This is a genomic window from Tenacibaculum sp. A30 (genome assembly GCF_051200845.1).
Lineage (GTDB): Bacteria > Bacteroidota > Bacteroidia > Flavobacteriales > Flavobacteriaceae > Polaribacter.
Map to the genome: position 1 here is coordinate 339,013 of NZ_CP195160.1, position 23,025 is coordinate 362,037.

At 31.4% G+C, this 23,025-nt stretch carries 26 protein-coding genes; 15 read left to right on the forward strand and 11 right to left on the reverse strand.

The window, feature by feature from the left end:
* Position 1: 1 nt before the first annotated feature.
* Positions 2-466, reverse strand: coding sequence for an LEA type 2 family protein (locus ACR9ES_RS01560; protein ID WP_435254838.1), 465 nt, complete (start codon positions 464-466; stop codon positions 2-4).
* Positions 467-518: 52 nt separating this feature from the next.
* Between ACR9ES_RS01560 and ACR9ES_RS01565 the strand changes: the two genes are divergently transcribed.
* On the forward strand, positions 519-1,010 hold the full coding sequence (locus ACR9ES_RS01565) for a GNAT family N-acetyltransferase (protein WP_435254839.1): 492 nt from the start codon (positions 519-521) through the stop codon (positions 1,008-1,010).
* 42 nt (positions 1,011-1,052) lie between these two features.
* A complete protein-coding gene (gene prmC / locus ACR9ES_RS01570; protein ID WP_435254840.1) occupies positions 1,053-1,922 on the forward strand; it encodes a peptide chain release factor N(5)-glutamine methyltransferase in 870 nt (289 codons plus the stop codon).
* 31 nt (positions 1,923-1,953) lie between these two features.
* On the opposite strand, the gene ACR9ES_RS01575 is transcribed toward prmC, so the two are convergent.
* Positions 1,954-2,313, reverse strand: coding sequence for a hypothetical protein (locus tag ACR9ES_RS01575; protein ID WP_435254841.1), 360 nt, complete (start codon positions 2,311-2,313; stop codon positions 1,954-1,956).
* Positions 2,314-2,855: 542 nt separating this feature from the next.
* On the opposite strand from ACR9ES_RS01575, the gene ACR9ES_RS01580 reads away from it, so the two are divergent.
* The 5 genes from ACR9ES_RS01580 (at position 2,856) to ACR9ES_RS01600 (ending at position 5,527) form a co-directional block, all read left to right on the forward strand.
* On the forward strand, positions 2,856-3,182 hold the full coding sequence (locus ACR9ES_RS01580) for a hypothetical protein (protein WP_435254842.1): 327 nt from the start codon (positions 2,856-2,858) through the stop codon (positions 3,180-3,182).
* A gap of 42 nt (positions 3,183-3,224) precedes the next feature.
* Positions 3,225-3,599 (forward strand): hypothetical protein, encoded by a 375-nt coding sequence (locus tag ACR9ES_RS01585; protein ID WP_274633666.1) that lies wholly within the window; start codon positions 3,225-3,227, stop codon positions 3,597-3,599.
* A 10-nt stretch (positions 3,600-3,609) separates the two neighbouring features.
* Positions 3,610-3,801 (forward strand): hypothetical protein, encoded by a 192-nt coding sequence (locus ACR9ES_RS01590; protein ID WP_274633665.1) that lies wholly within the window; start codon positions 3,610-3,612, stop codon positions 3,799-3,801.
* Positions 3,802-3,935: 134 nt separating this feature from the next.
* A complete protein-coding gene (locus tag ACR9ES_RS01595) occupies positions 3,936-4,838 on the forward strand; it encodes an ATP-grasp domain-containing protein (RefSeq protein WP_435254843.1) in 903 nt (300 codons plus the stop codon).
* A 2-nt stretch (positions 4,839-4,840) separates the two neighbouring features.
* Positions 4,841-5,527 carry a hypothetical protein gene (locus tag ACR9ES_RS01600; protein ID WP_435254844.1) on the forward strand — a complete coding sequence of 229 codons (687 nt, stop codon included), beginning with the start codon at positions 4,841-4,843 and terminating at the stop codon, positions 5,525-5,527.
* Between the two features lie 75 nt (positions 5,528-5,602).
* On the opposite strand, the gene ACR9ES_RS01605 is transcribed toward ACR9ES_RS01600, so the two are convergent.
* The gene (locus tag ACR9ES_RS01605; RefSeq protein ID WP_435254845.1) at positions 5,603-6,466 is read right to left on the reverse strand and encodes an outer membrane beta-barrel protein; all 864 of its coding nucleotides are present in this window, start codon (positions 6,464-6,466) and stop codon (positions 5,603-5,605) included.
* Positions 6,467-6,598: 132 nt separating this feature from the next.
* Here ACR9ES_RS01605 and ACR9ES_RS01610 point away from each other — a divergent pair, with 132 nt between their 5' ends.
* The 5 genes from ACR9ES_RS01610 (at position 6,599) to nhaA (ending at position 12,454) form a co-directional block, all read left to right on the forward strand.
* Entirely contained in the window at positions 6,599-7,786 is a 1,188-nt protein-coding gene (locus ACR9ES_RS01610; protein WP_435254846.1) for a THUMP-like domain-containing protein, read from the forward strand.
* A gap of 149 nt (positions 7,787-7,935) precedes the next feature.
* The gene (gene fdhD, locus ACR9ES_RS01615; protein ID WP_435254847.1) at positions 7,936-8,745 is read left to right on the forward strand and encodes a formate dehydrogenase accessory sulfurtransferase FdhD; all 810 of its coding nucleotides are present in this window, start codon (positions 7,936-7,938) and stop codon (positions 8,743-8,745) included.
* A 110-nt stretch (positions 8,746-8,855) separates the two neighbouring features.
* Positions 8,856-9,473 (forward strand): hypothetical protein, encoded by a 618-nt coding sequence (locus ACR9ES_RS01620; RefSeq protein WP_435254848.1) that lies wholly within the window; start codon positions 8,856-8,858, stop codon positions 9,471-9,473.
* 55 nt (positions 9,474-9,528) lie between these two features.
* Positions 9,529-11,001, forward strand: a complete 1,473-nt coding sequence (locus tag ACR9ES_RS01625; RefSeq protein WP_435254849.1) for a hypothetical protein — start codon at positions 9,529-9,531, stop codon at positions 10,999-11,001.
* Between the two features lie 115 nt (positions 11,002-11,116).
* Complete coding sequence (nhaA, locus tag ACR9ES_RS01630; RefSeq protein ID WP_435254850.1) at positions 11,117-12,454, forward strand: Na+/H+ antiporter NhaA; 1,338 nt, start codon at positions 11,117-11,119, stop codon at positions 12,452-12,454.
* Between the two features lie 9 nt (positions 12,455-12,463).
* Here the strand turns inward: nhaA and recG are convergent, their stop codons facing one another.
* Positions 12,464-14,578, reverse strand: a complete 2,115-nt coding sequence (gene recG, locus ACR9ES_RS01635) for an ATP-dependent DNA helicase RecG (protein WP_435254851.1) — start codon at positions 14,576-14,578, stop codon at positions 12,464-12,466.
* A 61-nt stretch (positions 14,579-14,639) separates the two neighbouring features.
* Here recG and ACR9ES_RS01640 point away from each other — a divergent pair, with 61 nt between their 5' ends.
* Positions 14,640-15,851 carry an RsmB/NOP family class I SAM-dependent RNA methyltransferase gene (locus ACR9ES_RS01640; protein WP_274633655.1) on the forward strand — a complete coding sequence of 404 codons (1,212 nt, stop codon included), beginning with the start codon at positions 14,640-14,642 and terminating at the stop codon, positions 15,849-15,851.
* A 316-nt stretch (positions 15,852-16,167) separates the two neighbouring features.
* A complete protein-coding gene (locus ACR9ES_RS01645) occupies positions 16,168-16,599 on the forward strand; it encodes a hypothetical protein (RefSeq protein ID WP_435254852.1) in 432 nt (143 codons plus the stop codon).
* Positions 16,600-16,647: 48 nt separating this feature from the next.
* Here ACR9ES_RS01645 and ACR9ES_RS01650 read toward each other — a convergent pair whose 3' ends face one another.
* From ACR9ES_RS01650 to ACR9ES_RS01665, 4 genes are read right to left on the reverse strand one after another with little or no spacing between them, the layout of a single operon-like run.
* Positions 16,648-17,109, reverse strand: a complete 462-nt coding sequence (locus tag ACR9ES_RS01650) for a MaoC family dehydratase (protein WP_435254853.1) — start codon at positions 17,107-17,109, stop codon at positions 16,648-16,650.
* Between the two features lie 8 nt (positions 17,110-17,117).
* The gene (locus tag ACR9ES_RS01655) at positions 17,118-17,738 is read right to left on the reverse strand and encodes a trimeric intracellular cation channel family protein (protein ID WP_435254854.1); all 621 of its coding nucleotides are present in this window, start codon (positions 17,736-17,738) and stop codon (positions 17,118-17,120) included.
* Positions 17,739-18,857, reverse strand: a complete 1,119-nt coding sequence (locus ACR9ES_RS01660; RefSeq protein WP_274633651.1) for a DEAD/DEAH box helicase — start codon at positions 18,855-18,857, stop codon at positions 17,739-17,741. It abuts the gene before it with no gap.
* A gap of 36 nt (positions 18,858-18,893) precedes the next feature.
* On the reverse strand, positions 18,894-19,280 hold the full coding sequence (locus ACR9ES_RS01665; RefSeq protein ID WP_435254855.1) for an acyl-CoA thioesterase: 387 nt from the start codon (positions 19,278-19,280) through the stop codon (positions 18,894-18,896).
* 89 nt (positions 19,281-19,369) lie between these two features.
* Between ACR9ES_RS01665 and ACR9ES_RS01670 the strand changes: the two genes are divergently transcribed.
* Positions 19,370-20,707 carry an MATE family efflux transporter gene (locus tag ACR9ES_RS01670; RefSeq protein ID WP_435254856.1) on the forward strand — a complete coding sequence of 446 codons (1,338 nt, stop codon included), beginning with the start codon at positions 19,370-19,372 and terminating at the stop codon, positions 20,705-20,707.
* Here ACR9ES_RS01670 and ACR9ES_RS01675 read toward each other — a convergent pair.
* From ACR9ES_RS01675 to ACR9ES_RS01685, 3 genes are all read right to left on the reverse strand, one after another.
* Positions 20,704-21,378, reverse strand: a complete 675-nt coding sequence (locus ACR9ES_RS01675; RefSeq protein WP_435254857.1) for a DUF2461 domain-containing protein — start codon at positions 21,376-21,378, stop codon at positions 20,704-20,706. The genes ACR9ES_RS01670 and ACR9ES_RS01675 overlap by 4 nt on opposite strands.
* An 80-nt stretch (positions 21,379-21,458) precedes the next feature.
* A complete protein-coding gene (gene ychF / locus ACR9ES_RS01680) occupies positions 21,459-22,550 on the reverse strand; it encodes a redox-regulated ATPase YchF (RefSeq protein WP_435254858.1) in 1,092 nt (363 codons plus the stop codon).
* A gap of 101 nt (positions 22,551-22,651) precedes the next feature.
* The gene (locus ACR9ES_RS01685) at positions 22,652-23,002 is read right to left on the reverse strand and encodes a 4Fe-4S dicluster domain-containing protein (protein ID WP_435254859.1); all 351 of its coding nucleotides are present in this window, start codon (positions 23,000-23,002) and stop codon (positions 22,652-22,654) included.
* Between the last annotated feature and the right edge of the window lie 23 nt (positions 23,003-23,025).

Below are 23,025 nucleotides of genomic sequence, written 5' to 3' on the forward strand. Positions count from 1 at the left end.
GTTATAATTTTATTTTTACATCTTCAATTTGATCAATTGGGTACACATGCGAAAAACCTAACACTTTATATTTTAAGTCTCCTTTAAATTGAACTTTTAAACTTTGGTTAAGCAAAGAAGAAAGAAGTCCACCTAAAACTCCGTTTTTATTATTCTCAAAAACTCTTTTGGCAGGAATCACTACTTTTAAAGGAATAGAAAATTCTTTACGAGCAGGAACTTTAAATTCTTCTGAAGATACCTGAGCAACTTGAACCTGATTTACTAAAACTTTAATTTCATCAGTAGCAATTTTACCACCAATATCATTAGGGTTTTTAAAATATGCATTAGCCCCTACTCTAATAGTATCGGTAGTAACCGATAGTAGTTTTATATCATCAACTTTTAAGAAGATAGGTTTTTGTTTTACAGAACAACTTATTACAAAAAGTAAAAAAGGTAAAAAATATGTGATTTTCTTCATGAAAACTCGTGTTTTTTTGGGTACTTTGCTTTAGCAAAAGTACTATATTCTTATGATACCTTCTGATTTTATTATTAGAGAAGTAAAACCGCAAGATAATGCGGAATTGGCAGCAGTTATACGCGGTGTGTTAATCGAATTTGGAGTCCCTAAAGTAGGAACTGCTTATGAAGATAAAGCTACCGATGAGATGTACGAAACTTACCAAAAAGAAAAGGCTGGTTATTTTGTAATAGAGCATCAAGGAAAAGTTGTTGGCGGTGCTGGTTTTGCTCCTTTAGACAATTTTGAAGGTAACGTATGTGAGTTTCAAAAAATGTATTTCCTGCCTATAGCTAGAGGAAAAGGTTTAGGAAGTAAATTAATTGATTATTGCTTGGATAGGGCTAAACAACAAGGTTATGAGCAATGTTATTTAGAAACCATGCCATACATGGAAGCTGCGAGAGCTTTATACACGAAAAACGGATTCATAAATCTTGATAAGCCTATGGGAAACACAGGCCATTATTCGTGTAATGTTTGGATGCTAAAAGATTTGTAGTATAGATAGTTGGATTACTGGATTTTTAGAAAAGAAATTTTAATGAATTTAAAACACTTTAGAGTTTATTTTACGGAAAAATTAGAAAGTATATTTCCTAAAACAGAAATAGATACTTTCTTTTTTTTGTTGATAGAAGAATATTTAGGATTACAACGAATAGACTTTACTTTACAACCAACTTTAGAAATCCCTTCAAAAAAGTATGATCTTTTAAACACGGCTCTTACTAGATTACAAAAAGAAGAACCTATTCAGTACATATTAGGAAAAACAGAGTTTTATGGATATCCTTTTAAGGTAAATGAAAACACACTAATTCCGAGACCAGAAACCGAAGAATTAGTTGAATGGATTCTTAATAAGGTAAAAGAATTAGGTTTAGAAAATAACAAACAGCAATTATCTATTTTAGATATAGGAACAGGCACAGGCTGTATTCCTATCAGCTTAAAAAAAGAGCTTCCAGGTGCAAAAGTAAGCGCTATTGATGTATCTGAGGAAGCTTTAAAAGTGGCTAAGGAGAATGCTTTGTTAAACAAAGCTGAAGTTACTTTTATACTTCAAGATATATTACAAACTGAGAGTTTATCTGAACAATACAATGTGATAGTATCTAATCCACCTTATGTGCGCGAATTAGAAAAAGTAGAAATCAAAAACAATGTTTTAGAAAACGAACCACATTCAGCGTTATTTGTTGATGATGATAATCCGTTGATTTTTTATAAAAAAATAGCTGATTTAGCTATTAAGTCGTTAACTAAAAACGGATTACTTTTTTTTGAAATCAATCAGTATTTAGGTAAAGAAACTGTAGATATGTTAAAGCGTAAAGGTTTTACTAAAGTTGAACTTCGAAAAGATTTGTTTGGCAACAATCGGATGATTAAAGCAACTTATCAAGCATAAAACCTTTACAGGGGAATATTGATATTAAGTATTATTCTATTCCAAAGAATCTTTTAAAGAAAGACCCTTTTTTCTTTTCAGTAGCTTTTCCAACTTCCTGAGGAGTACTACTTTCTGAAAGACTACCTAAATTATCAGTAATCAATCTTTCTACATAAGTATCGTAATCAGTGTTTTTAGAATCTAAAAAACCTTTCAAGAATTTTTCTGAAGCTTCAATTCCATTAAGATCTTCAATTTCTCTTAATCTCTTATACAAAGGAATGACTTCTTGTATAGCTTTTCTAGGTGCTGGTTTACGTAATGCTTTGTAGTTTGTAACTTGTCCTTTTTCATTTTCTTTTACAGCAAAATCAGTCATTACCCAGTAATATCTACCTGTTTTAGCCATGTTTTTAACGAAAGCAATTATGTTTTGTTTCTTTTGAATTCGCTCCCACATTAAATAGTTCAGTTGTTAATGAAAATGAAACCTTAAAATCTATAAACAGTGTAAGCGATTTAAAAGAAGCTGTTTACGATTTCTTTTTCCAACCTAGGTTTGAAAACATTCTTGACTTAGTAAAGTTTAAAAACAAACAAAAACTACAAGGTGATTAATACTCACAAAAAAAGACTAGATTAAAAAAATCTAGTCTTTTTTTTACCCTCTTTTAAAAAAGTTTTCTGTTAAAGATATCACAAAAAGGATAAAACAAAATTAATTCACTAAAATAAAGACTTATTTTTGTGACCCTATAAAATCTAGTCTTTTTTTTACCCTCTTTTAATAAAGTTTTCTGATAAAGATATCACAAAAAAAGATTAAACAAAATTAATTCACTAAAATAAAGACTTATTTTTGTGACTCTTTTTAAAATAGGTGTGTCTAAATCAGTGTATAGGAAACAAAATTTAGTATTAACTACACGTTAATGCTTACAGTTGAACATAATGGAGGAAATAAACTTACAAATGTTAGTCGAAGAATCGGAGGCTAACAAAGGACTTGTATTCGATTCTGAAGGTCATATTATAGATTCTTACAATGTTACTAACGAACATAATGTAGCAGCAATGTTAGCTGTTATGATAACAATGTCTCATGAATTTTTCGAAGACGTTTTAGAATCTGATAAGCTTAATCAGCTAGTATTAAACTCAAATAATGAACTAGTGGTAATAAATAAATATAGCAACAAACATATTGTTTGTTTAATAGCCGATGATGTATCTAAGGTAGCTATAATGAAACTTACCTTAAAAAAACTAGCTCTATAATTTTATATAGAAATCTATTAATACAATTAATAAAATATCAAAATGAAGGAAATTTTAAATGATTTTATCGAAAACTTAAGAACTAATGTTCCAGGGTTTATTGCAGTGTCTGTTACAGATGTAAGTTCAGGGGAAGCTTACGAATATTTTACAGTAGATCCAAATTTCGATCCTACTCTTGCTTCTGCATACAATTTAGGGGTAGTAAAAGCTAAATTAAAAGCAATTGAAGCTTTAAAATTAAACGAAGAGATACAAGATATTACAATTACATTATCTAGTCAAGTACACGTTATAAACATTGCACCAAGTGGTACTTACTTTATTTATTTGGCTGTAGATTCTAAAGAAGCTAACTTAGGTATTACTAAAGCTTTATTAAACAAATATAAAGTAGATTTAAATAACGCGTTATAAAAATATACTTGTGAAAAACACAGATCATTTACCTATAAAAAAAGGTTTAAAGAAAGACCTAAACAACAAGTTAAGAACTTTTAGAGAGTATAGGTTTTCTGAAGGAATAATAGAGTTTCAAGAAAAAAAGAGTAAAGATTTCTTTGGCTTTTTATTTAAAGAATACGATAGTATGAATGATTTAGTAAAAGATATATTTTAAAAGTGCTTACTTAAGCACTTTTTTTATTTAATACTAGTTTTGTTTTTTTAGTTTTTTTTTTAAAAAAACATGCTAAATTATAACTAATATTTTTATATCAGTAAAGACTTATTTAACAAAAAGTAAAATAGCTTATGAAAAAATACGATGTAATTATCTTAACAGATAAAAGATATGTAAATCCGATTGAAATTAACGCATACACTAAAAACGTACTTGATGAAGATAATTATGTAAGAATAGCTCTTGAAAATCAAGATTTAAAAGTTGATCGTCTTTCTTGGGATGATGCTAGTTTTGATTGGTCAACAACTCGTTATATTTTATTTAGAACTACATGGGACTATTTTGATCGATTTTCTGAATTTTCTGAATGGTTAAACAATGTGAGTCAGCAAACTATTCTATTAAATTCAGAAAAAATTATTCGTTGGAATATTGACAAGCATTACTTACAAGATTTACAACAAAACGGAGTACATATTTGTGAATCATATTTTATAGAACAAGGCACTACTAAAACCCTTAAAGAACTTTCAATTCAGTTTGGTTTAAAAGAGTTTGTTTTAAAACCGTGTATTTCAGGAGCAGCAAGACATACTTATAAAATCAATCCAGAAAACATAAAAACCTTTGAAACTGTTTTTTCTGAATTGATAACCGAAGAAGCAATGATTCTTCAACCTTTTCAGTATAATATTGTAAAAAAAGGTGAAATATCATTAATGGTAATGAATGGTAAGTTTACACATGCAGTATTGAAAATAGCCAAATCAGGAGATTTTAGAGTACAAGATGATTTTGGTGGATCTGTACACAGCTACTCTCCTACTCAAAAAGAAATTGACTTTGCTGAGAATGCTGTAAAAGCTTGTGTAGAGTTGCCTATTTATGCTCGGGTAGATGTGTTTACTGATAATAATGATAAATTGGCTATTGCTGAATTAGAATTGATAGAGCCAGAACTATGGTTTAGAGAACAACCAGCTGCAGCGGATGAATTAGCTAAAGGAATTAAACAATTAATCAATCAATAAAGATGAAAAAGCTATTTAAAATACTGGGTGGTTTACTTTTAATTGGAGGGATAGTTTTAGTTGTTTTCTACTTTAAGAATAACGAAAGTCTTCCTTCAGGAAAACAGGGGCCTAAAGCGAATGAATTAGCTACTAAAATGCTGAATGCATTAAATTATGAAGCATATAAAAACACACGTTTTATAGAATGGAGTTTTAGAGGAAAACGCTTTTATAAATGGGATAAACAAAAAAACATAGTTGAAGTATCTTGGGATACCAACAAAGTGATATTACACACCAAAGAACCTGAAAAGAGTATTGTTTTGATTGATGGAAAAGAAAACAACAACAAAGAAATTCTTCAAAAATCAATCGATTATTTTAATAATGATAGCTTTTGGCTAATTGCTCCATATAAAGTTTTTGATAGTGGTATTGAACGAAGACTTGTACAATATGAAGGTAAAGATGCTTTACTAGTTACTTATACAACTGGTGGTTCAACACCAGGAGACTCGTATTTATGGATTTTAGATGAAAGTGGTAAACCTACTAGTTATAAAATGTGGGTTTCTATAATCCCTACAGGAGGAACAGAAGCAAGCTGGAGTGATTGGGTAACTACAGAATCGGGAGCAATACTACCAACAAAACATGAAATGGCTGTAGGTGTGTTAGATATGGGAGATGTTAAAGGATACAATTAACCTAGTGAAAAATTATTATAACAAAAAAGAGCAGCTACATAGCTGCTCTTTTAGTTTTTATATAACTCAAAAATATTATTTACCGAAAGTATAAGTTATACCAAAATTAATTCCGAAAGAAGAATATGGTACTTTTTGAGATAACTGCTTAGAAGTATCTGTGTTTCCTAAAGGTAACTCATCAACATACTCTATATTATCATGAAATAATGCAGCTGCAGAATTTCCTCCTGCTGTTAAAATACCTCTTACCTGATCGATATTTAATGTTGCTCCATTTTCTCTAATAGAAGCTGAAAACTCAGACATTTTAGAAGTATCTCTAGTAACACTAATTCCCATATACTCAAATTCACCAAAAATAGCTACATTTTTAGATAAATCATGCTTATAACCAATTGCTGCAATAGCACCTAAAGGAAAACGTCCTTTAAAATCATGAACAAAATCAACATCTAAAGTTGTTTCTACTGGCACACCTGGTAATGTTCCTGCAGGTAATTTAATTCCATGCATTTTTCCAACAGCTTCAGTTCTACCTCCTATTTTTGTTAAAAAACCTACTCTACCATAGATGTTATTAGTAAACTTATAAATTAAAGAAGCAGATGCACCGTAAGCTCTACCTCTTGAGTAAATATCAATTTCAGGTTGACCTGCTAGATTAACTTTGTTTATAGTTTGATCTGCTCCATGTAAATAACCAAAAGCAGCTTCTACACCAAAAGTGTCATTAAAAAAATACCCACCTCTTAATTGAGTGTGCATACCTTCTCCATAACTACCGTAAGTGTTCTCTACTCCTACAGTTGTTGTTTCAGTTCCAAATCTTACTCCTGCACTAGATATTGAATAACCTCCACTAGCAGAAACATAAAATTGAGCACTTGCACTCATTGTTGCTAAAATCATCGCAAGCATTAAAATACTTTTTTTCATAATAAATTATTTGTTAACTTTAAATTGATAATTAAGTAAACAAACCTAGTAAAAATCTAGGATTAGCTGCGTTTAAGAACTGTTAAATTATTAGTATTATTGCAGTAAGGAGTACTCAATAAATCATTTTTTTTGAATAAAAATATATTACATACTGAGGTTCAGAATTATATTAACGAAAACTTACGCGCTAATATTGAAGAATTAATTTTTAAAGGGAGTCCTTTTGAGGGTGTTACCGTGCAAGAATTAGCAAATCAACTAGTCGCAAAGCAGAAGTCTGAGAAAAAACTACCCACTTGGTTTGCTACGGAAAACATTTATTACCCCGTAAAAATTAGTATTGAACAAACTTCTTCAGAAATTACAGCTGATTATAAGTCGAAATTGGTACAGGGAGAATCTATTATTGATATTACCGGAGGTTTTGGTGTAGATTGTTTAGCTTTTTCTAAAACGTTTAAAAAAGTTACTCATTGTGAAATTAATAATGATTTATCTGAAATTGTTGCTCATAATTACAAGCAATTAGGTGTTTCAAATGTAGAAACGATAGCTGGCGACGGATTAGAATACTTAAAAGACACACCTCAAAAATTTGATTGTATTTATATAGATCCATCTCGAAGAAATGACGTAAAAGGAAAGGTTTTTTTGTTAAAAGATTGTTTACCTAATGTACCTGAAAATTTAGATTTTTTATTCGATAAATCAGAGACTATTTTAATTAAGAACTCTCCTATTTTAGATATAACTTCAACTATAAATGAATTAAAATTTGTTAAAGAAATTCAAATCGTAGCTGTTAATAATGAGGTAAAAGAATTACTTTTTTTATTAAAAAAAGAATTTAAAGGCTTGATTAAAGTTAAAACAATTAACTTATTGAAAAACAAAGACCAAGAATTTAATTTCAATTTAGAAAATGAAGTTTTTTTTGATTATTCTTTACCTCAGAAATACTTATACGAACCTAATACAGCTATTTTAAAGTCTGGAGGTTTTAATGAAGTTGCAAGTCAATTAAAAGTACATAAACTACATCAACATTCTCACTTGTATACTTCTGAAGAATTAATCGAAGATTTCCCTGGAAGGATTTTTGAAATTATTTCTGTTTTTCCATATAACAAAAAGAAACTAAAAAGAGAGATAAAAGTAGATAAAGCCAATATCACGACCCGTAATTTTCCGAAAACAGTGGCACAAATAAGAAAAGAAACTAAATTAAAAGATGGTGGAGATACATTTCTTTTCTTTTCAACAAATTTAAACAATGAGTTAATAGTTGTTAATTGTGTAAAAACTACTATTCCATAGTATTACGTAAAAAAATAAAGTTGCCTAACTAACATAACTTCCTTATATTTAAGAAATATTTTGTTATTAGGGGAAGCAAAATATTTTAAAAGTCTTGATACTTAAATCAAGGCTTTTTTCTTTAGCTACCTTTTATATAAATTTGTTTTATGACGAAACAATCAAGCATATATCAATCTGTAAAGTTATCTAAGAACTCTTCTGTTAAAATAGAAGACTCTCTTGTTATTGAGGCTCCTTTGCAAATCAATATAAATAATGAACCTTACACGGTTGTTATGCGTACTCCTGGAAGTGATGAAGCCTTAATAAAAGGCTTATTATTTGCAGAAGATATTTGTAAGAAAAATGAAGACTTCAAACTGAGTGTTGTAAAAACAGAAGAAGATTTTTCTACCATAATGAATGTAACTATTGCGAAAGAAAAATTAGGAAAGGGCTATTTAAACAAACGTACTCTTTTATCTATTTCTTCTTGTGGTATTTGCGGAAAAAAAGAATTAAAAGATTTAAAAGTATCAGGAAATTCTCTGGAAAATGAAGATTCTGAAAATATTAAATCTTTTATTTATGTTGTAGGTGATATGTTTTTAAAAATGAAAGAATTACAAAAAGTATTTGAAACAACTGGAGGAAGTCATGCCTGCGCAATTTTCAATAAAAAAAATGTACTTTTAACCATACAAGAAGATATTGGTCGCCACAATGCAGTTGATAAATGTGTAGGTGATTTAATAAGAAATTCGCAACTTAAAGAAGCGAAATACATGTTAGTAAGTGGTAGAGTTTCTTACGAAATTGTATCAAAAGCTTTTTTAGCTAAAATACCGTTTATAATAGCTGTTTCAGCTTGTTCATCATTAGCAGTAGATTTTGCCAAAGAATTCGGAATTTGCTTAATTGGTTTTAGCAGAGGTGATAAAATGACTGTTTATGCAAATCCTCAATTTTTATCCTAATTTTAAAGGATATTACCATAAAAAAGAACGTTTTTCATCACAACTTAACGATAAAAAAAAGATTTGTATTTTAGTGCACTAAAATATTAACTAATCAACCCACAATACTTATGCCTTTTATAGAAGAAGAAAAGTTTAAGTTAATACAAGAAGACTTAGATAATTCAAAATTACAAAGAGAAAACGCTGAAAATGAATTAACCAGCACGCAAGAAGAATTTTCAGCATTTAAAAGAAGCTCCAGAGGATTATCTATCTTTTTAGGGCTTTTATTAGGAGTAGCTTCAGGAGCAGCTTATTACTTTTATGCCTACGGTGGAAACAGTGCTATTAACAATATAGATGTTGAAGCTGTAAAAAAACAAGAAGCATATAGAGTGTTAGATAGTATTAGTAGAGCTGACGCAAGAGCAGCAAGAAGCGGAGATGCAGAAATATCTAATATTGATATTGAAACAGCTACAAATGAAATAGCAGAAGAAACAAGAGGAGAAACTATTTACTCTGTTCAAATAGGGGTGTTATCAAACAATCAATACCCTTTATTATCTTCAAAAGTTATTCCTTCAATAGTAGCTAATGCAGACGGTTATTTTAAATATTCTTTAGGGTTATTCTTAACCTTAGAGGAAGCAAGAGAATTAAAGAAAGAACTAATTAAAGTAGGATTTGAAGATGCTTTTATCGCTTCATATATAAACGGAGAACGTCAGCAAATACATAATTAAATAAGCAAAAATGCTAAACATTTTTTTTAAAAGAGCACTCATAGTAAATTTACTAATGAGTGTTCATTTTTTTTATGCTCAAACGAGCACCATTCCAGAGCAAAAAACACAAGTAGGTTTCGGACAAATAGATTTCTTGTCTATTAAAATGCCCGAAGGAGAACAAAATATGGATTATACAGGACTCCATTACAACCTAAAACTGAACGATTGGAGTTATGCTGGAGTTGGTTTATATGGTGCTGTAGGAGGTATTCGTGGCGGTTTCTTTACTTTGGGAGTTAATGCTGGAATTCAACAAAAAATAACAGATAGGTTATTTGTAGATGCTGGACTTCATTTTGGAGGTGGCGGTGGCGCATCTGCCCCTGATGGTGGAGGTGCATTCATTTTACCTCACCTTAATTTGGGGTATGACTTTAAACACTTTTCAGCAACAGCAGGATATAGTTATGTAGACTTTTTTGATGGAGGAACAATTAATAGTAGCCAAATTAATGTTGCTGTACAAGTCCCTTTATCATTTAAAACAGCTAATTTTAAAGATAGAGAAAACTCTTTCTCTATAGAAGATTTAAAACCAACTTCATGGAATACTTTAAGTAATCGAATTTCATTATTGGTTCACTTAAACAACGCCAAAGTAACAAAAGGTTCTTTTGAAGGAAACACAATACGTTTAGCTGGTTTTGAGCTAAATTCCTATATCACAGATAACTTTTTCTTTTTCGTAAAAGCTGATGGTGCATACCATGGAATTAAAGCAGGTTATATGGATGTTTTCTTAGGTGGTGGATATCATTTATCAATGAATAAAAATCGTACGAATATTTTAACTAAATTTGGGGTAGGCGCCGGAGGTGGTGGCGGAGTGGATACCAAAGGAGGTTTTTTAATTTATCCTGATATTTCTTTAGAGCAAAAATTATTTGATAATGTTTACGCCTCAATTAATAAGGGATATATGATGAGTCCTAACTCACACTTCGTTTCATCTACTTTCGGTTTAGGGCTAAAATATTATGTAGACAGAGATGGTATTTTACCTGAGGAAAGAAAATTTACAGAAGGTAAGTTTAAAGGTTTTGAAACTATTATTAAGCAAGATTTATACCTAGATGCAGCAAGAGATGGCGGATTTAATCAAAACATGCATCAAATTTCATTACAGCTAAATTTCTTCTTAAATAAGTATTTGTACGCAGCAGGTCAAACCTCATTTGCCGATTTTGGTGATGCAGGAGCTTATGCTGAAGGAGTTGTAGGATTAGGAGCTCAAACCAATGAGTTTTTTAAGGGTAAAACCTCTCTTTTCGCGCAAGTATTAGGTGGTGCAGCCGGTGGTGGTGGCATTAGTACAGGACAAGGATTAATAATTAAACCTAGTGTTGGTGTTAATCACAAACTAACGAGTAGCTTAAATCTAAGGTTAGGTGCTGGTTATGTAAAAGCAAGAGGGGGAAGCTTAAGTAGCACTCAATTAAATTTAGGAATTTCGTATCGTTTTTCCTTTTTAAGTGTTAAGTAATTTAAAAATTTAACCTTTCGTTAAACTTTGATAAATTATCTTCGCTTTCCAAAACAAAAAGAATTAATATATTTACTTTTTTCAAAAATTAGTAAGTCACAATTTATATATACATATGATTAAAAAGAGAATAATATCTCCACTGCAAAAGTTTATTAAAACAGAAAGTGCTAGTGGTATTTTGCTATTAGCAGCTACTTTATTAGCCCTTATTTGGGCAAACTCTCCTTTTAAAGACAGTTATCAAGCTCTTTGGGAATACAAAATAGGGTTCAAGTCTGAGCATTTTGAATTATACAAACCGCTTATACTTTGGATAAATGATGGCTTAATGGCAGTATTCTTCTTTTTAATTGGATTAGAAATTAAAAGAGAATTTTTAATAGGTGAATTAAACACTACAAAGAAACTAGCATTCCCACTTTTTGGAGCTGTAGGTGGAATGTTGTTTCCTGTTTTGTTTTTTGTTATTTTAAATGAAGATCCAGAAACAGCTCATGGTTGGGGAGTTCCTATGGCTACAGATATAGCTTTTTCGTTAGCTGTTTTAAATACTTTGGGTAGCAGGGTACCTTTGAGTTTAAAAGTATTTTTAACTGCATTTGCAATTGTTGATGATATTGGTGCTGTATTAGTAATTGCTCTTTTTTATAGCAGTAGTATCGACGTTACCTTAATTTCAATTGCGATAGGGTTGTTAGCTTTCCTTTATTTTATTGCTCACAGAGGTTTTTATTCTCATTATATAACCTTTATGTTTGGTACAGTTATTTGGGTATTATTCCTTAAAGCAGGGATACATCCAACTGTTGCGGGAATTTTAATGGCTTTTGCTGTTCCTATTAGACAAAAGGTAGACACTCCTAAGTTTATAGATAACTTATCGCAGATAATAAAGAATATTAAAAATGCTAAAGACACCTCTATGCCAATACTTTCTAAAGAACAAATTTCTGAAATAGATAATTTAGATCATTGGATAGAAGATTATCAATCACCTCTTCAGCTTTTAGAGCACAAATTGCACGACATTGTTGCCTATGTAATTATTCCAATTTTTGCTTTAGCTAATGCTGGAGTTTTAATATTTGATAGCAATGCGCATTTAGATTCAGCATTAATAATACATATAGCTTTATGCTTAATTTTAGGAAATAGTATAGGGATTACTACAATTATTACCACAGTTAAAAAACTTAAAATAATAGAGATCCCTAAAGATATTAATATGCAACATATTGTTGGTGTATCGTTTTTAGCAGGAATCGGGTTTACCATGGCAATTTTTATTGCTAGTTTGGCCTTTGCAAAAAGCCCAGAGTTCTTGGGTTCTGCTAAAATAGGTGTTTTACTAGGGTCTCTTATTTCAGCAATAATAGGATATCTGATACTAAGGTATAATAAAACTGATAACACTATGAATGATGAAGAGTTAAGTACTAGCTCCAGCTAGCACTTAATTCTAACTAATATTACTCCATATGCCACTTGTTTTGCGTAGTTTTTCATACGTTTTTAGCAAGTTGGCATTTTCTTTTTTAGATAAACTAGGATCTTCTTGAAGTAAATTTATAGCAGCTTTACGCGCTACATGTAATATTGGACTATCCTTAACAACATCCGCTATTTTAAGGTTTAACACTCCACTTTGTTGTGTTCCCATAATATTTCCGGGACCACGAAGTTTCAAGTCTACTTCGGCTATTTTAAAACCGTCTGTAGTTTCTACCATAGTTTGTAATCGAGTTTTTCCGTCAGAAGATAATTTGTAACTAGATAATAAGATACAATAGCTTTGTTCTGCTCCACGTCCTACTCTACCCCTCAACTGATGCAACTGACTTAACCCAAATCGCTCTGCACTTTCAATAACCATTACCGAAGCATTTGGTACGTTCACTCCTACTTCAATTACTGTTGTTGCTACCATTATTTGCGTATCTCCTTTTGCGAAACGTTCCATTTCATAATCCTTATCAGCCGGTTTCATTTGCCCATGAACGATACTGATTTGATATTTAGGAGAAGGAAATTCTCTAGAAATACTTTCGTATCCATCCATTAAATCCTTATAATCCATAGCTTCAGACTCTTGAATTAAAGGGTAAACTACATAAGCTTGTCTCCCTTTAGCTATTTCATCTTTTAAGAATTTAAAAACTCCTAAACGATTGCTATCATAACGATGCACCGTTTTTATTTCTTTACGTCCAGGAGGTAATTCATCAATAACTGAAATATCTAAATCGCCATACACAGACATAGCCAATGTTCTAGGAATTGGTGTTGCCGTCATCACCAATATATGTGGAGGAACAATAGCCCCTCCATCTGATGGGCTTTTCTCCCATAACTTTCTTCTCTGTGCAACTCCAAAACGATGTTGCTCATCAATAATAGCAATTCCCAGATTTTTAAACTGTACTTTATCTTCTAAAATAGCATGTGTACCTATTAAAATATGAAGAGATCCATCTTCAAGACTAGCATGAATTTCTCTACGCTTTTTGGTTTTTGTAGATCCTGTTAATAAATCAACATGAATATTCGTGTTTTTTAACAAGTCAACTATTCCATTATAATGCTGTATAGCTAAAATTTCTGTAGGAGCCATAATCGTAGCCTGATAACAATTATCAATAGCTAATAACATAGTTAATAAAGCTACAATGGTTTTTCCTGAACCGACATCACCTTGTAATAAGCGGTTCATATGAGTTCCAGAACCAACATCTTTACGGATTTCTTTTAATACTCGTTTTTGAGCTCCTGTTAAATCGAAAGGCAGATGATTGTTGTAAAAATTAGTAAACTCCTCTCCTACATGCTCAAAAACAAATCCTTTTAGTTTAGATTTTCGAATGAGCTTTTTTTGTAATAACTGGAGTTGAATAAAAAATAATTCTTCAAACTTTAATCGATATTGTGCTTTGGCTAATAATTCTTGATTTTTAGGAAAGTGAATATTTAATAGTGATTCTTTTTTACCTAAAAACTGATGTTCTTCAATAAAATATTGCGGAAAAGTTTCTTCAATACTACCATACGCCTGCTGAAACAAATTTTGAATCATGCCACGCATAACTTTATTGCTTATTCCTTTTGTACCTAGTTTTTCAGTTGATGGATACACAGGTTGCATAGCCATTTGTAGCTTGCTTTTGTACTCCTTAACCGTTTCCATTTCTGGATGCGGCATGTTCGGAGTTCCGTTATACCAATTTAACTTTCCGTAAATTACATACGGAACATCCACTTTCAAGCTATCTTTTATCCATTTCGCTCCTTTAAACCATACCAATTCCATAGCACCTGTATTATCAGAAAAAGTAGCTACTAATCGACTTCCTCTCTTTTGTTTTACGGTTCTTACTCCTGTAATTTTTCCAACAATTTGAACTTCAGCAGAGTTTTGTTGCAACTGACTAATAGTATAAAACTGTGTTTTATCTATATATCGAAACGGAAACAGGTGTAATAAATCCCCACAGGTTTTAATACCTAATTCACTATATAGCAACTCCGCTCTTGCTACACTTACGCCTTTAATGTATGTTACTGGATGGTTTAAATTCATTGAGAACGAAAATACAAAAAGCCATTAAAATCAACTATCTTTGCATTCTTAAATTCATCAAATGAGATTACATAGAAATTTAGTTTTCGCGGTTATAGATAGTTTACGCGATATTTTTAATGAAGATGTATATGCTGACAAGGCTGTAGAACAAGCGTTAAAGAGAGATAAACGCTGGGGAGCACGCGATAGAAAATTTGTTGCTGAAACAATTTATGATATTGTTCGTTGGAAACGATTGTATGCTGAAATAGCAAATGTAAAAGCTCCTTACGCTCGTCCTGATTTATGGAGATTGTTCGCTGTTTGGTGTGTATTAAAGGGAATTCAATTACCAGATTGGAACCAGATAGAACCTACTCCATCTCGAAGAATTAAAGGGAAATTTGATGAATTATTAAAAATTAGAAAATTTAGAGAATCTATTCCTGATTGGATTGATGAAGTTGGAGTTCAAGAATTAGGAGAAGAAGTTTGGACCAAAGAAATAGCGGCTTTAAATAAACAAGCAGAAGTTATCTTACGTACAAATACGTTAAATACCACCAAAGCTCATTTACAAAAACAATTAGCTTCTGAAGGAATTGATACTGAATTCATTAAAGGATATGATGATGCTTTAAAATTAGTTGAAAGAGCAAACGTATTTAAAACGGAAGCCTTTAAAAAAGGTTTTTTTGAAGTACAAGATGCTTCTTCACAATTAGTTGCAGCTTATTTAGACGTTGAACCAGGTATGAAAGTAGTTGATACTTGTGCAGGTGCTGGAGGTAAAACATTACATTTAGCTTCATTAATGAAAAACAAAGGGCAAATTATAGCGATGGATATTTATGAGAGTAAATTGAAAAAGTTAAAAGTTCGTGCTCGTAGAAACGGTGTTCATAACATCGATACTCGTGTAATTGATTCTACTAAAGTGATAAAAAAACTACATGGAAAAGCAGATAGAGTTTTAATCGACGCTCCTTGTTCTGGTTTAGGAGTTATCCGTAGAAATCCTGATAGTAAATGGAAATTACAACCAGAATTTTTAGATCAGATTAGAGAAACCCAGCAAGAAGTATTGCAACAATACTCAAAGATGGTGAAACCAGGAGGTAAATTGGTATATGCAACCTGTTCAGTATTACCTTCAGAAAATCAACAACAAGTAGAATTCTTTTTAGCATCTGATGACGGTAAAGATTTTACTTTTGTGAAAGATGAAAAAGTATTGTCGCACAAATCTGGATATGACGGATTTTATATGGCTCTTTTAGAAAGAAAATAAACTGATTAGATTTTTGGATTGTTAGATTCTTAGATTTCTATATCAAGAAAATAAATATAAAAAAGGCTCGGGATAATATCTCGAGCCTTTTTCAATCAACTATTAAAAACTAACTAATACTAAACATTACTTGTTAAGTAATTATATACTCATAAGACGTTTGTTTTTACGGCTCGTTACACAAGCATCTTAGCTTTAACATTATTTTAAGAAAGCGTTTAAAAACCTATTTTGTTAAGTATTGATTTACAGTTTGTTTTGTTTTTTTAGTTATTTATAATTACATTTAACTATAACTAACTTTAAACCTATTTTTATGACAAACTCAAACAAACCTACTACATTGTTTTGGATTATTGGTGTTGCTGCACTTATTTGGAATGGTTTAGGTGTAATGTCTTACATCGGACAAGCTTTTATGACAGATGAAGTAAAAGCTGCTTTACCAGAAACTGAAAGAGCTTTATACGAAAACATTCCTGCTTGGGTAACAGCCGCATTTGCTATAGCAGTCTTTGCTGGTTTGCTAGGTAGCATTTTCTTATTAGCGAGAAAAAAAGCAGCTAGATTTGTTTTTCTAATTTCTTTAATAGCAATTCTAGCACAAATGTCTTACAGTTTATTTATGAGTAAAGCTGCCGAAGTATATGGTCCTGGTGGAGTTATTATGCCTGTGATGGTTATTCTTATTGGAGTCTTTTTATTAATGTATTCTAAAAAAGCTATTGAAAAAGGCTGGTTGTCTTAATCTAAAACACAAACAACAATAAAAAAGCTGCTATAAAAAGCAGCTTTTTTATTCGAATAAGACAAAGATAAACTCAGCAACACAGGCAGGTTTTTCTTGTCCTTTTATTTCTATTGTACAACCAAATGTGAGTTTTTTTCCATTTTGAAAATCCTCTAAATGTTTTAATGAACTTACTAAACGTAATTCACTATTTACAGGAACTGGGTTTGGAAAACGTACTTTATTCAATCCATAATTCAATCCCATTTTTATACTTTTAACCTCAAATTGCTTTGAAATTAATTCAGAAAGCATAGAAACCGACATAAATCCGTGAGCTATAGTAGTTCCTGTAGGAGAATATTTTGACGCTTTTTCTTCATCAATATGAATCCATTGCTTATCGAGTGTTGCATTAGCAAAATCATTAATCATTTGCTGTGTAACAGTATACCACTCTCCTACCGGTAATTGTTTTCCTTCTAAACTAGAAAGTTCTTCTAAATTTTCAAAAACTAGTTTTTTCATAGTGCTTATTATTTTCCAAAAATATCCTTCTTAATTCTAGGCAATTCTAATTTATATTGTACAGCAATGGTCCTAATAGTAACAATTATTCCGGCAGAAATTACAAAAAGTAAATCTTCATTTATATTTAAAGGATGTAAAAGTAAGTACACCATTCCTCCTGCTAAACAAGCGGAAGCATAAATTTCTCTATGGAAAATCAACGGAATTTCATTTGTTAGCACATCTCTAATAACTCCTCCCATAACAGCAGAAGACATCCCCATAACTAACGCTACAAACGGATGTAAATCAAAACTTAATCCTTTTTGAACGCCTATTAATGTAAATACACTAATACCAATCGTATCGAATAAAAACATTGTTTTTCTTAGCGGAGCTATTTTACTTCTAAATAAAAAGGTAACCACTACTGCTGTGAGTATTATCCAGATATAATTGATATCGCCTATCCAATTTATAGGATGCGCATTAATAAGAACATCACGCGTCATACCACCACCAATAGCAGTAACAAAAGCTATAATGAGCACACCAAAAACATCAAATTTTTTTCGAATAGCCACTAGTGCTCCACTAATGGCGAAGGCGAAAGTTCCAGCTAAGTCTATGGCGTAGATGATGCTCATTTATATTGATATTTCTGAAAATTGTATTTGTAATTCTTTTTCTACTTCAGCAATACGATTTCTTTCATTTTGAAGAATTAAAGCTAAAGACACTCCTCTTTTACCAGCTCTGGCTGTTCTACCGCTTCTGTGTGTATAATATTCTAACTTTTCTGGTAATTGATGATGTAACACAAAACCTAAGTTTTGAACATCGATTCCTCTTGCAGCTACATCAGTAGAAACTAATACTTGAAGACTTTCATTTTTAAAAGCACGCATTACTTTATCGCGCTCTTTTTGCTGCATGTCACCTTCTAGAGCTTCTACTGAAAATCCTTCTTCTTTTAACTCTTTTGTTAACTTTTGAGCTCCTGCTTTGGTTCTTGTAAATATAATACCTCTTTCAGTATGTCGTTTTTCTAAAAACTTAACAATAACATCGGTTTTTTCAGGAATCGTAGTTGTTACAAACTGATGCGTAATATTAGCATTTACCAAAGAATTCTTGTTTACTTCTACTTGTTTAGCAAAAGAACTCATGTATTTTTTTATGATACTTCTGATTTCTTCTGGCATTGTAGCAGAAAACAACCATGTTTTACGTGTACCTGAAGTATATTTTAAAATACGGTTTAATTCTAATTTAAATCCCATGCTTAGCATTTCATCTGCTTCGTCAAGTACAATAGTGTTGATATTTTTTAAATCAACCTCACCTCTTTCTATTAAATCAATTAAACGACCTGGTGTAGCTACCACAATATGAGTAGTTCTTTTTAAACTATTGATTTGACGATCAATTTTTTCACCTCCAAAAACAGCTTCTACAAAAATTCGTTCGTCTACATATTTTGTAAACTTAAATAATTGCTTTTTTATTTGTTGTGCTAGCTCTCTTGTCGGAGCTAAAATCAACGCTTGAATATGACCTTTAGAAGGATTTATTTTATGCAAGATAGGTAAACCGTATGCAGCTGTTTTACCAGTTCCTGTTTGTGCTAATCCAATAAAATCTGAATTATTTTCAAGCAAGTAAGGTATCGCTTCTTCTTGCACTTCAGTAGGAGTTGTTATTCCTAACTCTTTTAATCCTTTTACATACTCTTTTCGTACTCCTAATGCGGTAAATGTTGTCATTGTATAAATTTATAAGTGCAAAGATATTGTTCTTTTTTACGGTAATAATAAGTTTGTTACTTCTTTCGTAATTCTTTTCGGTTTTTTAGTAGTAGCATCTAATAAACAAAATGTGGTTTGTGATTTTACTAATAAAGTTTCGCCTCTATATATTTCAAAATGACGAATAGATTTTATTCCTTCGGTTTTACCAACCCAAGTTCTAAGCGTTACTTCATCTCCCAAAACAGCTTGATTTTTATAATCAACTTCATGACGAATAACAAACCAAACATAATCAATATTTGTCGCTTTTTTTGATAGCTCTTTCCAATGAGCATCAGAAATATTCTGCATCCATTGCACGTATACCACATTGTTTACATGGTTATACTCATCTATTTCATTAGCTGTTACAATATGTTTTTGTTCAAATACATTCATATAACAAACTTACAGGTTTGATGTTAATTATTACTTAAATATAACGTAGATTTTAAATTAGAACGATAATTCGTGTTAATTTAGGCAACATGAATAGAATCGCTGACGACTTAGGAACAAAAAGTATTAGTCAACTTCTTTTAAAACAAGCTATTCCTGCCTCCATTGGTATTTTGGTCATGTCTATTAACATGATAGTAGATACTATTTTTGTTGGAAGATGGATAGGTGTTTTAGCTATTGCTGCAATTACTGTTGTGCTACCTATTGCTTTTTTAATCTCATCTATAGGAATGGGAGTCGGAATTGGAGGAAGCTCTATTATTTCAAGAGCTTTGGGTGCTGATAAATCTGATAAGGCTTTTGAAGTATTCGGAAATCAGATATCACTTACTATTGTACTTTCAGTAATATTTGTGCTTTTAGGAACCTTCTTTAGCACGCCTATCTTACAACTTTTTGGTGCGAATGGAGATATAATTGTACCTGCTACTGAATATTTTAATGTAATTGTTTGGGGAGTTCCTTTTTTAGCTTTTGCAATGATGGGAAATCCTGTAATTAGAGCTGTAGGAAAACCTAATTATGCGATGCTTACTATGTTATTTCCTGCCATTGCTAACATATTCTTAGATGTTGTGTTTATAAAATTCATGAATTTAGGAATATTTGGTGCAGGATTAGCAACCTCTATATCGTATGCTGTTAGTGGATTATTTATTTTATGGTTTTTCTTTTCTAAGAATACTCAACTAAAAGTGATTCCTAAATACTTTAAACTCAATTTTTCTATCGTAAAAGAAATTGTTTCTTTAGGTGGTGTAACGGTAGTAAGGCAAGGAACCATAAGTTTGCTTACTATTGTTTTAAACTACACACTTTTTAAATACGGAGGGGAAATATCTATTGCTATATATGGTATCATTAACAGAGTTATGCTGTTTGCCCTTTTTCCTGTTTTAGGAGTAACTCAAGGCTTCTTACCCATTGCAGGATATAACTATGGAGCAAATAATATTGAACGAGTTAAAGAGAGTATTAAAACCTCGATACTTTTTGGTACAGGAATAGCTATTATTATTTTTATCGCTATCATGTTGTTTCCAACTCAATTGGTAAGTATTTTTACTGAAGATAAAGAACTGTTAAACAGCACACCCAATGCGTTAATTATTGCTTTTTTAGCAACTCCTGTAATTACAACCCAATTAATTGGTGCTGCCTATTTTCAAGCAGCAGGAAAAGCGTTGCCTGCTTTACTTTTAACACTTTTAAAACAAGGAATCTTTTTAATTCCTTTGGTATATATACTACCCAAGTTTTATGGGGTAAATGGTGTGTGGATGTCGTTTCCTATCGCTGATATTTCATCAACTTTGGTTACTTATATTTATTTAAAAAGAGAAGTTCGATTGAACTTAAATTAATCTAAAAGACTTTCTCCGTTTAAGTTCGTGGTTAAAACATCACTCATATAATCAAAGAAAGGACGAAGAGCTTTAAAAGCATGATCTACTCTTGTTAAAAATTCTGGAGCAAGAACTTCTTCATCTGAAAAATGTTGAATAGCGATATACCCTTTTTTGCGAATCAAATCGATATCTGGGTGTTCTTTGTCAAATCCTTTTGGAGCTGTTTTTAGTTCATCCCCTTCAAGCTTACCTCCAAAATATTGTGCATAATTTTTCTCTTGTAAAATTTCTCTAATTTCAGAAGCATCCATTTCAAATTCTTTACGAATACGAAGTAAATCTTCTTTGTTTGGTTCCCAAAATCCACCTGCTAAAAAACTATCTCCTGGACAAATATGCAAATAATAGCCTCCTCTTAGTTCAGGCTTTTTTCTATGAAAAGAACCTCCAAAATGTGTTTTATAAGGAGTTTTATCTTTTGAAAAACGAACATCTCTATAAATTCTAAACAACTTGTGCTTATCAACTTCATCGTGTTTATTCAGCTTTTCTTGAATGGTTTTGTACACCTCTTTTGCATTGTTTTGAGCTTTGGTGAATTCTTTTTTATGCTCAGTAAACCAATCACGATTGTTATTTTCTTTTAAGTCTTTTAAAAATTGAAATGTTTGTTTATCTATTTGCATTTTAAGCGAATTTGAAATTCTAAGGTACAAAAAAACTCCACTATCATCTAGTGGAGTTTGTGTTTTATATTAGGTGTAGATTACACGTTAAATCTGAAATGCATTACATCACCATCTTTAACAACGTATTCCTTTCCTTCTACTCTCATTTTACCAGCTTCTTTTACTTTAGCTTCGCTACCAAACGCAACATAATCGTCATAACTGATAGTTTCAGCACGGATAAATCCTTTTTCAAAATCGGTGTGAATTACTCCTGCAGCTTGTGGTGCAGTTGCTCCAACAGGAATTGTCCAAGCTCTTACTTCTTTAACACCTGCAGTAAAATAAGTTTGTAAGTTTAATAATTTATATGCCGAACGAATTAAACGAGAAACACCTGCTTCTTCTAATCCGATATCAGCTAAGAACATTTGACGCTCTTCGTAGTCTTCTAATTCTGTAATATCAGCTTCTGTACCTACTGCTAACACAATAACTTCTGCATTCTCGTGAGCTACATTATCTTTTACCTTATCAACATAAGCATTTCCAGAAACTGCTGATCCTTCATCAACATTACATACATATAATACTGGTTTTGCAGTAATGAACTGTAATGGGTGTACAAACTCTTCTTCTTTTTCAGTAAATTCAATAGAACGTATAGACTTTCCTTCTAATAAAGTAGCTTCAACTTTCAATAAAATTTCTAATTCTACTTGCGCTTCTTTATTACCAGTTTTAGCAGTTCTTTTTACACGTTCTAAACGCTTTTGAACTGTTTCTAAATCTTTTAATTGAAGTTCAATATCAATAGTTTCCTTATCACGGATAGGATCTACAGATCCATCAACGTGCACAATATTATCATTGTCAAAACAACGTAATACATGTAAAATAGCATCCGTTTCACGAATGTTTGCTAAGAATTGATTACCTAAACCTTCTCCTTTACTTGCTCCTTTTACCAATCCTGCAATATCTACAATCTCTACAGTTGCAGGTAATACTCTTTCAGGATTAACTAATTCTTCTAATTTTTCTAAACGAGTATCTGGTACATTTACCACTCCTAAGTTTGGTTCAATGGTACAAAACGGAAAGTTAGCACTCTGTGCCTTCGCGTTTGATAAACAGTTAAATAAGGTTGATTTCCCTACGTTAGGTAATCCTACAATTCCAGCTTTCATTCTATGTTTTTATTGAAATTTTGCGAGTGCAAATATAAATTATTATTCATAAAAAAACCTCGAAATCTATCGAGGTTCTAATATTTCTTAAGGTCTACTTACTAATCGTTATGCATAAAACGTTGTTTCGCTAATAGCTCCTCCTCTGTTTCAACATTATCTTCATCAGGAACACAACAATCTACAGGGCAAACTGCCGCACATTGTGGCTCTTCATGAAAACCTTTACACTCAGTACACTTGTCAGCAACAATGTAATAAATTTCATCAGAAATTGGTTCTTGATCTTCATCGGCATTGGCAGATTTACCGTTTGGTAAAACGATATTTCCTGTTAAATCAGTACCGTCTGCATATTTCCAATCATCTGCTCCTTCGTAAATAGCTGTGTTTGGACATTCAGGTTCACAAGCCCCACAATTTATACATTCATCTGTTATTATAATTGCCATAATTAATCTCTTTCAGTTTTGTA